A 10953-nucleotide genomic window follows, 5' to 3' on the forward strand; every position below is an offset into this window, starting at 1 on the left:
GTCGGCGCGGGGGAGTCTGGGGCGCTGGGAAGTTCCCAGCTCGCCGCAGCGTTCGAGTGTTCTGCGTGTCGGGAACTCCGTGGACGACCCCTGAGGGGACTGTTAGTGTCGCTAAATATGTCTGAGACTCAAAGATCCACGGTCGAGCTTGCCTCAGGAGCCCCCGACAGCGTCTCCGACCGCACTCAGGAGCCCCGGCCGTCGCCACCCGCCGCCCCCGCCACGCGGACGGGGCCGGCCGAGCAGGCCGGCTGGCTGCGCCGCCTGAGCGGCTACTGCTGGCGCTACCGCCGCAACGTGCTGATCTCCTTCGGCGCCTCGCTGCTCGGCATGGCGATCACCTCCGTCGTCCCGCTGATCACCCGGGTGATCATCGATGACGTCATCACCGAGCACTCCCGCCCGCTCACCCCGTGGGCCGTCGCCCTGCTGCTCGCCGCCGCCCTGGTCTTCCTCTGTGTCCAGCTCCGCCGCTACTACGGCGGCCAGCTCGCCCTGGACGTCCAGCACGACATGCGCGCCGACCTTTTCCGCTCGCTCACCCGGCTCGACGGCGCCCGGCAGGACGGACTCGACACCGGCCAGGTGGTCGGCCGGGCCACCTCCGATCTGCAGCTGGTCAACGGCCTGCTCTCGATGCTGCCGATGATGACCGGCAACTTCCTGATGTTCGGCATGTCGCTGCTGGTGATGCTCTGGCTCTCCCCGGTGCTGACCCTGGTCGCCGTGGTCATGGGCCCGGCGCTCTGGCTGTTCGTGACGCTCAGCCGCAAGCGGCTCTTCCCGGCGACCTGGGCCGCCCAGCAGGAGGCGGCCGCCGTCGCGGGCGTGGTGGACGAGGCCGTCGGCGGCGTCCGGGTGGTCAAGGGCTTCGGCCAGGAGGCGCAGGAGCGGGCCAAGCTGGAACGTGTCTCCCACGCGCTGTACGCCGCCCGGCTGCGCACCATCCGCCTGAACAGCCGCTACAACCCGGCCATGCAGGCCATCCCGCCGCTCGGCCAGGTGGCGGTGCTGGCCCTCGGCGGCTGGCTGGCCGTGCGCGGCCAGATCTCGCTCGGCACGTTCGTGGCCTTCTCCACGTACGTCGCCCAGATGGTCGGCCCGGTGCGGATGCTCACCATGCTGATCACCGTCGGCCAGCAGGCCCGGGCCGGCGTGGAGCGGGTGCTCCAGCTGGTGGACGAGCGCCCGCTGGTGCGGGAGCGGCCGGGCGCCGTCGACCTGCCCGCCGGCCCGCCCGCCGAGGGCGTTCCGGCCCTCGAGCTCGACCAGGTCGACTTCCGCTACGGCGAGGACGGCCCCCTGGTCCTCGGCCGGCTCTCCCTGCGGCTGGCCCAGGGCGAGACCCTCGCCCTGGTCGGCGGCTCGGGCTCGGGCAAGTCCACCGTCGCCCAGCTCCTCCCCAGGTTCTACGACCCGACCGCCGGCGCCGTCCGGCTGCACGGCCACGACCTGCGCGACCTGACCCTCGACTCACTGCGCGGCGCGATCGGCATCGTGCCCGAGGACAGCTTCCTGTTCTCCGACTCGGTGAGCGCCAACATCGCGTACGGCCGCGCCGACGCGACCGAGGATCAGATCCGCGCCGCCGCCCGCGCCGCCCAGGCGGACGGCTTCATCCGGCGGCTCCCGGACGGGTACGACACCAAGGTCGGTGAGCAGGGTCTGACCCTCTCCGGCGGCCAGCGCCAGCGCATCGCACTGGCCCGGGCGATCCTCAGCGACCCGCAGCTGCTGCTGCTCGACGACGCGACGTCAGCCGTCGACCCCCGGGTGGAGTCCGAGATCCACGAGGCGCTGCGCGGGGTGATGGCCGGCCGCACCACGCTGCTGATCGCCCACCGGCAGTCCACCCTCCAGCTCGCCGACCGAATAGCCGTGCTCGACCGCGGCCGGCTGGTCGACCTCGGCACCCACGAGGAGCTCGAGGCCCGCTGCCCGCAGTACCGCGCGCTGATCACCGACCCGGACGGCGGCCTGGACGGGCCCGCCCCCGAGGCCGAGGCCGTACCCGCCCCGGCGCCACGGAAGAAGCACGCCGACACGGCCGACCTCGAACTGCGGGCCCAGGTCGAGGCCCTGCCGCCCGCCACCGACACCCCGGGCATCCCGGTCGCCGCCGCCGAGGCCGCCGACCCGGACTTCAACCTGCTGCGCCTGCTCGCCCCCTTCAAGGCCCAGCTCGGCCTGGCCCTGGTGCTGCTCGCGCTGGACGCCGCGGCCGGCCTCGCGATCCCGGTGCTGATCCGGCACGGCATCGACAACGGCGTCAGCCGGGCCGCGATGTCCGGCGTCACGGCCGCCTCGCTGGCCGCGCTGGTGATCGTGCTGCTCGACTGGCTGGTGCAGAGCGCCGAGACCAAGGTCAGCGGCCGCACCGGCGAGCGGGTGCTGTACACCCTGCGGCTGAAGATCTTCGCCCACCTCAACCGGCTCGGGCTCGACTACTACGAGCGCGAGCTCTCCGGCCGGATCATGACCCGGATGACCACGGACGTGGACTCCATCTCCTCGTTCCTGCAGACCGGTGTCGTCACCGCCGTGGTCAGCCTGCTGACCTTCGCCGGCATCTTCGTCGCCCTGCTGGTGATCGACCCGGGCCTGGCCCTGGTGGTCTTCGCGGTGCTGCCGGTGCTGGTGGTGGCCACCCTGGTGTTCCGCCGCAAGTCCACCGCGCAGTACCAGATCTCCCGGGACCTGATCAGCACGGTGAACGCGAGCCTGCAGGAGAACGTGGCGGGCATGCGGATCGTCCAGGCCTTCCGCCGCCAGGAGCTCAACACCGACCGCTTCGTCGCGGCCGGGATCGACTACCGCAACGCCCGGGTCCGGGCGCAGCTGTACATCTCGCTGTACTTCCCCTTCGTGCAGTTCCTCTCCAGCGTGGCCGCCGCGCTGGTACTGATCGTCGGCGCCTCCCGGGTCGGCTCGGGCACGCTCACCATCGGCGCCCTGGTGGCGTACCTGCTCTACATCGACCTCTTCTTCGCCCCGGTCAACCAGCTCTCGCAGATCTTCGACGGCTACCAGCAGGCCTCGGTCGGCCTCGGCCGGATCCGGGAGCTGATGCGGACGCCGTCCAGCACGCCGGACGCCGAGCGGCCGGTGGCGGTGGAGAAGCTGCGCGGCGAGGTGCGCTTCGAGGGCGTCAGCTTCGCCTACAACGGCGGCGGCGAGGGCAACCCCGAGGTGCTGACCGGCATCGACCTGCACATTCCGGCCGGGCAGACCGTGGCCCTGGTCGGCGAGACCGGCGCGGGCAAGTCGACGCTGGTCAAGCTGGTCGCCCGGTTCTACGACGCGACCGGCGGCACCGTCCGGGTGGACGGCACCGACGTCACCCGGTACGACCTCGCCGGCTACCGGCACCGGCTCGGGGTCGTCCCGCAGGAGGCGTACCTGTTCGCGGGGACGGTCCGGGACGCGATCGCCTACGGGCGGCCCGGTGCCACCGAGACCGAGGTGGTGGCGGCGGCCAAGGCGGTCGGCGCGCACGAGATGATCACCGGCCTGACCGGCGGGTACCAGCACGAGGTGGCGGGGCGCGGCCGCAACCTCTCGGCCGGCCAGCGCCAGCTGATCGCGCTGGCCCGGGCGCAACTGGTCGACCCCGACGTGCTGCTGCTCGACGAGGCCACCGCCGCCCTCGACCTGGCCACCGAGGCCGCCGTCAACCACGCCGCCGACCAGCTCAGCGGCGGCCGGACCACCCTGGTGATCGCCCACCGGCTGACCACCGCCCAGCGGGCGGACCGGATCGTCGTGCTCGACCGCGGCCGGGTGGTGGAGGACGGCGCGCACGAGGAGTTGCTGGCGCGCGGCGGTGCGTACGCCAAGCTCTGGGACGCCTTCGTCGGGGCCGACCACGAGGCCCGATCCGGCCGCTGATCAGGGCCGTTCGATCACGGAGCGATATCGGCTGGGAACCAACTGCGCAGCCCCGCCCGGAACACCCCGCACGGGGCCCGGGCGGGCTGGTAGACAGTGCGTGCACTCCCGGACGACGGCCGGGCGCACCCCCCACCACTCCTGGTCGAAAGGCCACTGCCCATGTCTCCGCGCGCCCGCGGGACGGGGCGCAGCACTGCGCACCAACCCTCCACCCCTGGCCCCGCCGACGCCCGCCCGCGTTCCGCCCTGCCCGTCCGGCCGGTGGCCGCGACGGCCTTCCGGGCGGGCACCGACTTCCGGGCTGACGCCGAGTCGGTCCCGCCCGACCGTACGGGCACCCCGGCCGGGCCCCGCACGGCCCCGGTGCCGTCCGATCCGGCGTCAGCCCCGCCCGGGCGCCCGCGCCGTGCGCCGAACCGTCACGCCCCGGCCGCCCGTACGGCCCCGCTCGCCGGTACCCGCGCCGTGCCCGCCGGCCGGGCGGCCCGTGCCGTCCGCTCCGCCGGTGGGCCGCGGCCCGGTCCGCCATGGGCGCCGCCGCCAGGGCCCGGCGAGCCGACGGGGCCCACGCCGCACCGGCGCCACCGCCTGCACCGGCGGGCCGGCTCGCACCGCACCCCGCGCACGCCCTCGCCCCGAGCCGCCTTCCCCCTCGCGGCGGTGGCGCTCTTCTCGGCGGGATACCTTCCGGCGTACCTGCTCCCCGCGATCGTGGCCCGGGTGGTCGGCGACCTCGGGGTGACGTCCACTCAGGCCGGTGCGGTCGGCAGCGGACTCCTGCTTGCCTCGGCCGCCGCCGGGCTGCTGCTCGCCGCACGCGTCCACGCGACCGGCGCGCGGCGGCTGGCGCGCGCCGGTCTGGTGCTGCTGGTGCTCGGGTTCGCGCTGGCCGCCGCCGCCACGGCGCTGCTCCCGCTCGTGCTGGGCTGCCTGCTCGGCGGTCTCGGCACCGGCACGGTCGCCGCGGTGGCCGGCGTGGAGGCGGCCGCGGCCGCTCAGCCGCACCGCGTCTCCGCCTTCGGTCTGCTCGCCGCCTCCGCCGGTGCGGGGTCGCTCTTCCTCGCCCTGCCCCACCTCGGCGGCGGCCACACCCTCCCCTTCGCCGCACTGGCCGCCTACGGCGCCGCCACCTGGCCGAGCCTGCGCCGCCTGCCGAACCCCGCCCCCGCTCCCACCTCAGCCGTCCCCCACCAGCGGGGCCGCGCCGCCGTGCTTCCCGTCGCCCCACGCCACCCCGACACGGTCGCCCGCAGCAGTCCGGTTCCGGCCGCCCGGCCATGGCTCCCGCACCGGCTCGGCGGCAGCGTCCTCGCGGGTGGCATCGCCCTCTGGTCGATGGCCCAGAACGCCCTCTGGGGCGTCAGCGGCCAGATCGGCCTGCACCGGGTCGGCCTGACCGAAGCCGCCCTCGGGCTGGTCTTCGCGGGCGCCCTCGGCGGCGGGCTGCTCGGCGTCGCGGCCGCCGCCGCGTTCGGCTCCCGTCTCGGCCGCGCGCTGCCGGTCGGCCTCGGCACGGCGACCATCGCGGCTTGCGTCGCCATGGCGGGCAGCGCACACACCGCGGGGCCGTTCGCCGTCGGCGAGGTGCTCTGGAACACCGCCTACCCCATCGTGCTGACCAGCCTGCTCGGCCTGGCCGCCGAGCTGGACCAGCGCGGCCGCTGGGCCGTCCTGGTCGGCGCGGCCTCCGCCCTCGGCGTCGCCTGCGGCCCCTTGGCGGGGACGACCCTGGTCACCACCGTCGGCTTCCCCGGCACCGGCCTGGCGCTCGGCGCCCTGCTGGCCGCCGTGGCGGTGCCCCTCACCGCCGTCGCGACCCGCGCCGCCGTCGCGACCCTCACCGCCGTCGCGACCAGCGCCACGGAGCCCGCCGTGCCCGGCCGCGCGATGACCCTCCGGCAGGCCCGCCCGCCGCAGCCACCGTCAGCCGGCTGTCAGGCGGCGATCAGCGAGGCCAGCAGCCCGCGCACGTCCACCCCGCGCGGCAGGTCGCTCACCTGACCGTCCCCGACCTCGACCACCCGCCAGCCGCCCTCGGCCAGCTGGGCCAGATCGGTGGTGACGAACCGGCAGCCGAGCGAGCGGACCAGCGGCTGCACCTCGGCCAGCTCCGGCTCCGGGTCGGCCTCGGGGCAGTCCGGGTGCGGCCCGGTCAGCACCGGCTCCCCGTCCAGCCACCACACCCGGGCCTCCACCGCCCGGCCCTCGGCGTCGCGGACGAACGCCTCGAACCGCCGCAGCACCACCCCGCCCGTCAGCGAGTCGTCCTGGAGCTCGACGAACCGCGCCACCACCCGGTCCAGCGCGTGCAGATCCGCCAGCTCCGGCACGAAGCACGCCTCCAGCCACTCGTGCTTGCGCGACTTCACGAAGTCCTTCACCACGGCGGGCCCCCGGCCGCCGAGCCGCCCGGCCAAGGCCGCCAGCTCCACCGGTCCGGGCGCCCCGCCGTCCGTCCACGCGCTCTCGGGCGTCGCGCCTTCGAACACCGGGTACCACCCGGGCAGCTCGTGCGCGCTCGCGTAGGAGGAGGGCGAGGTCAGCAGCTCGCACCCGCGCGCGGCCAAGGCCGCCGCGAGCCTGCCGTACTCGCCGACCGACACCATCCAACCCCGGTACCAGAGCGGTCCGGTGCCCTGCGGCACCCGCCGCACCGCCTCCTCGACGGCCCCCGCGGTCAGCGCGTCGTGGTCGAGCAGCACGTACTGCCCGCCGAGTTCGCGCACCTGCTGGGCCTCCCAGACGTAGTGCGGGTCGGGCCGCCTGGGGGCGAGCGGGTCGGAGGGGAAGAGGAGCACAGGTACCGTCATGCGGCCACAGCGTAAGGCGCGCCCGCACCCGCCGGGCCCGAATTCCGCGGCTCATGGCACCGGACGGTGACGGGAAAGCGGATGACACCCGGGGAGGGCTCTGCGAGGGTGCCGGGATGGGATCCTCTTCGACACGAACTCCCCGACAGGCGGCCCGCACGGTGGTGCTCGCCCCCGATGGCTCCGTCTTCCTGCTGCGCTCCGACAACGTCGAGGTCGGGGTGCACTGGTCGCCCCCGGGCGGCGGCATGGAGCCCGGCGAGAGCCCGGCCGAGGCGGCACGCCGCGAGCTCGCCGAGGAGACCGGCTGGCAGGACCTGGCCCCCGGCGTGCTGCTCTGCACCTGGGAACACGACTTCACCTGGCACGGCACCCGCGTGCGCCAGCACGAGCACATCTACCTGACCCGGGGCCCGCACCGCGCCCCGACGGGTGACCTGAGCGAGGCCCATGCGGTGGACCGCATCCTCGGCTGGCGCTGGTGGAGCGACACCGAGCTGACGGCCCCGGATGCGGACCCGCTCTGGCCGCCGCAGCTGCCCGCCCTGCTCGCCACCGCCCAGGAGCAGTGGCCCACCGGCGAGGCCCCCGTCCACCTCGGGTACGTACCGAACGCCCGCTGAGCATCCGGCGCGCCCCACTACCGGGCGCGCCGCCCGAGCGCCTCCGGGCGCCACTCGGCGAGGTCCAGCTCGCGGTCGTGCAGCGCCTCCGGGTTCATCCGTACGGTCAGCCGGGCGCCGCTCAACTGCTCGGGGCGCAGACCCGTCTCGCGCACCAGCAGCTCGGTCGGGACCGAGACGGCGATCGCGGTGCGCCAGCTCGGCAGCACCACCAGGCTGGTACCGCGGCCGACCCGGACAACCTGGGCCGGGACTCGCCGCGGCTCCCGGCTCTCGGGCTGGCCCGGCGGCTCGGTGTAGCTGGGGGAGGCGCCGATCAGGATGCCCAGCGGAGCCGAGGTGGCGGCCGCCGCCGGAGCCGGGGGAGCCTCGGCCGGGGGCGGCACGACCGGCGCGTCCGACTTCGGGTGCAGCCGGCTGAGCCGACGGGACGGAGTCGGCCGCCGCACCCGGCGGAGCTGCTCCGAGGGCGTGGGCGCGACCGGCGCCTGCTCCTCCGCCGACAGCACGACTCCCGTCGTGCGCAGCAACTCACGGACCTCGGCGGGTGACTGATGGCAGGCCAGCGCGAGGGCCGCGATGTCCGTGCCGCGCTCGTACGCCACGCGCAGCCGCGCGGCCAACCCTGACCTCAGGTTGGCCGTGGTGGCGGCCTCGGCGTCCAACCCGCGCGGGGCGGCCGGCCCCGGCTCCCGCAGCGAGTCGTCCCGCGGCGAGTCGTCCCGGGCGGTCCGGTCGAGCGTGGTCATGGGTACGGGCCCTCCGAGCTGTCTTTCGGATGATCCTCCCGCACAAGCCGGTGGCGGCCAAGGCCCGGCCGGGTCGCCCGGCCCTCCTCGGAGCGCCCCCGGAGCGCCGATTTCCCTTGCAAACACTGGGTCGTTCGTGCCGCCGACCACCGGACTGGCCTGACCCAAGTCTGACGAGCCCATGGGGCAGCCTTTGCCAACCGGCGCCCACGGACGGCTTTTGGAGCTCCCGGCACCCGTCCGACCGCGCGCGGCGGTGGTTCAGCGGGCCGTCGTCACGAACCCGGTGACCCCAGTCGGCGTCCGCCCGGTCGATCTGCTCGGGGCTCACCTCTAGGCCAACTCCTTGACCTGCTCGATCTTCGGCCGCGGCAGCGGAAGGCCGGGCATGGACTTCGAACCGGAGGAACCCCCTTGGGCTGGCCGGTAAATCATCGGCCGCCCGATGGGAACACCGTTACTGTGAGCAGCCCCGCCCGCCGCCCGGCCCTGACGCCCCGTCGGGCAGCCGCGCCGGGAATCCCGCCGCGCACCCGGGCTGCGCACCTCTGCCAGGCAGCCGTGCCGGGCGTCCGTCCCACCTGCGCCGATCACCAGGAGGATCCGCCGATGCCCACCCCGACGCCCCAGCAAGGCCTCCGCCGCCCTCCAGCCCTCACCTCCGGCGACCGGGTGGCTCTCGTCGCACCGAGCGGACCGCTCGACCCGGAACGCCTCGCCGCCGGAATCCGCGTACTCGAATCCTGGGGCCTCGAAGCAGTCCCGGCCGAGCACCTGCGCGACACCCACCCCACCTTCGACTACCTCGCCGGCGAGGACGCTCACCGAGCCGCCGACTTCCAACGCGCCTGGCTCGACCCCACCATCGCGGCAGTCGTCTGCGCCCGCGGCGGCTACGGAGTCCAGCGCATGGTCGACCAGCTCGACTGGGACCTGCTGCGCACCGCACCCCCGAAGACACTCGTCGGCTTCAGCGACGTCACCGCCCTGCACGAGGCGGTCGCTCAGCACCTCGGCGTCGCCACCCTCTACGGCCCGATGGCCGCCTCCACCGCCTTCGTCGCCGACCACGCCACGTCCGACCACCTCCGCCGGACCCTCTTCACCCCGGCCGAGACCACCGTCCTCACCTCCACCGCCGCCGGCCCCCTGCTCCCCGGCACCGCCCAGGGCATCACGGCCGGCGGCTGCGCCTCCGTCCTCGCCGCCGACCGGGGCACCACCACGGCAAGGCCCTCCTTCGCCGGAACGATCCTGCTCCTGGAAGACGTCAACGAGCACCCGTACGCCCTCGACCGCATCCTCACCCAGCTGATCCGCTCCGGCGCCCTCGAAGGAGTCGCGGGAATCGCACTCGGCTCCTGGGCCGGCTGCGGCCCGCTCGCCACAGTCCGCGAGCTGATGCGCGAGCGCCTCGCTCCCCTGAGCGTCCCCGTCCTCTGGGAACTCGGCTTCGGCCACGGCCCCTCGGCCCTCACCGTCCCCCTCGGCACCCCCGCCCGCCTGGACGCCGACGCCGGCACCCTCACCCTGGACCTTCCCGCACTGTGCCCCGCTCCCGAAGCTCTGCCGAACCCGCCGAGCGGTGAGTAAGGTGCGCCCCATGCACACGGACGGCCCCACCCCACCCTCCGACGCACCCGCGCCGGGCCCCGCTTCGGCCCCGGGCCCCACGGCCGCCCCGAACCGAGCGCAGACCGGAGCCGAGCTGACCGGAGCCAAGCTGGCGGCCGACGCACTGGCGCTGCTGCACCGGCAAGGAGCCCGCACCGGCCGAGTCCTGCTCGGCCTCACCGGCCCGCCCGCCACCGGCAAGTCCACCCTGGCCCACCACTTGGTCACCCGGATCAACGAGACCGAAGGCCCGGGCACGGCCGCCTACCTGCCACTCGACGGGTTCCACCTCTCCAACGCCCAGCTCGACCGCCTCGGCCTGCGCCACCGCAAGGGCGCTCCCCAGACCTTCGACGCGCTGGGCTACGTCACCCTGCTGCGCCGCGCCGCCACCGACCGCTTCCACGACCTCTACGTCCCGGACTTCGACCGCACTCTCGACGAACCGGTCGCCGCTCGCCACGTGATCCACCCCCACACCCGCCTGGTCATCACCGAGGGCAACTACCTCGCCAACTCCGAAGCCCCCTGGTCCGAAGCCCGCGCCCTCCTCCACTCCATCTGGTACCTCCACACCGAGGACACCGTCCGAGCAGAGCGCCTCCTCCACCGCCACCTGGCCTCCGCCGGTGACCGCGCAGCGGCCCAAGACCGCGTGGACTCCAACGACCACCCCAACGGTGAGTACGTGAAGTCGGCCCGGTCGGCCTGCGACCGGGTGGTCCACTTCGCTGATTTGCCCGAGCTCCCGGACAGGGGTAGTGTTCTCTAGTCGCTCGGCAGGGAGCACCGGACACGCAGCAGCGCGGACGGTCCCGGGGCGGCCAATCCCTTGAACCACCACTTCGCTCGCGGCGGAGTCATGTCTTCGGCATGCCTCGGCTCGAATTGTTGTGCGTGTTTATCGGATTGGGGTCGGATTCGCTTTTCGGAGCGGGGATCGGCTAAGGTTTGAGACGTCGGACGGGCCGTCAGGTCGCGGTCCGGCAGGGAAAACCGAGTGGAAAGTGAAGCAGAAATCATCTGCTAAGCTGGAAACACGAAAGAACGAAGCCCGGAGGGTTGGCCGGAAGGCCGCTCGAAGGAAGCATCCGTTCCTTGAGAACTCAACAGCGTGCCAAAAGTCAACGCCAGATATGTTGACATCCCCGGCCTTGATCCTTGTGGATCGGGGTTGGAGATTCCTTTAGTAATAAAACACAGCGAGGACGCAGTGCGCGGGATCACCCTATTCCGGTGGTTGCCGTGCCGCTCAACGCGAGTGTC

At 74.1% G+C, this 10953-nt stretch carries 7 protein-coding genes; 5 read left to right on the plus strand and 2 right to left on the minus strand.

Going from position 1 to position 10953, the window contains the following annotated elements:
• Nucleotides 1-117: 117 nt before the first annotated feature.
• Both ABT095_RS06010 and ABT095_RS06015 read left to right on the plus strand, forming a co-directional pair.
• Nucleotides 118-3888 (plus strand): ABC transporter ATP-binding protein, encoded by a 3771-nt coding sequence (locus ABT095_RS06010; protein WP_350528051.1) that lies wholly within the window; start codon nt 118-120, stop codon nt 3886-3888.
• 162 nt (nt 3889-4050) lie between these two features.
• Nucleotides 4051-5892 (plus strand): MFS transporter, encoded by a 1842-nt coding sequence (locus tag ABT095_RS06015; protein WP_350528052.1) that lies wholly within the window; start codon nt 4051-4053, stop codon nt 5890-5892.
• Here the strand turns inward: ABT095_RS06015 and ABT095_RS06020 are convergent.
• The gene (locus tag ABT095_RS06020; RefSeq protein ID WP_350528053.1) at nt 5826-6701 is read right to left on the minus strand and encodes an ATP-grasp domain-containing protein; all 876 of its coding nucleotides are present in this window, start codon (nt 6699-6701) and stop codon (nt 5826-5828) included. The genes ABT095_RS06015 and ABT095_RS06020 overlap by 67 nt on opposite strands.
• 116 nt (nt 6702-6817) lie before the next feature.
• On the opposite strand from ABT095_RS06020, the gene ABT095_RS06025 reads away from it, so the two are divergent.
• A complete protein-coding gene (locus ABT095_RS06025; protein WP_350528054.1) occupies nt 6818-7324 on the plus strand; it encodes an NUDIX hydrolase in 507 nt (168 codons plus the stop codon).
• A gap of 17 nt (nt 7325-7341) precedes the next feature.
• Here the strand turns inward: ABT095_RS06025 and ABT095_RS06030 are convergent, their stop codons facing one another.
• Nucleotides 7342-8073, minus strand: a complete 732-nt coding sequence (locus tag ABT095_RS06030) for a hypothetical protein (RefSeq protein WP_350528055.1) — start codon at nt 8071-8073, stop codon at nt 7342-7344.
• 609 nt (nt 8074-8682) lie between these two features.
• Here ABT095_RS06030 and ABT095_RS06035 point away from each other — a divergent pair.
• Together ABT095_RS06035 and ABT095_RS06040 are read left to right on the plus strand one after the other, a co-directional pair.
• Nucleotides 8683-9666 (plus strand): S66 peptidase family protein, encoded by a 984-nt coding sequence (locus ABT095_RS06035; RefSeq protein ID WP_350528056.1) that lies wholly within the window; start codon nt 8683-8685, stop codon nt 9664-9666.
• A 10-nt stretch (nt 9667-9676) separates the two neighbouring features.
• Nucleotides 9677-10459 (plus strand): nucleoside/nucleotide kinase family protein, encoded by a 783-nt coding sequence (locus tag ABT095_RS06040; protein ID WP_350528057.1) that lies wholly within the window; start codon nt 9677-9679, stop codon nt 10457-10459.
• Nucleotides 10460-10953 lie beyond the last annotated feature (494 nt).

The organism is Kitasatospora sp. NPDC002227 (genome assembly GCF_040296285.1).
Lineage (GTDB): Bacteria > Actinomycetota > Actinomycetes > Streptomycetales > Streptomycetaceae > Kitasatospora.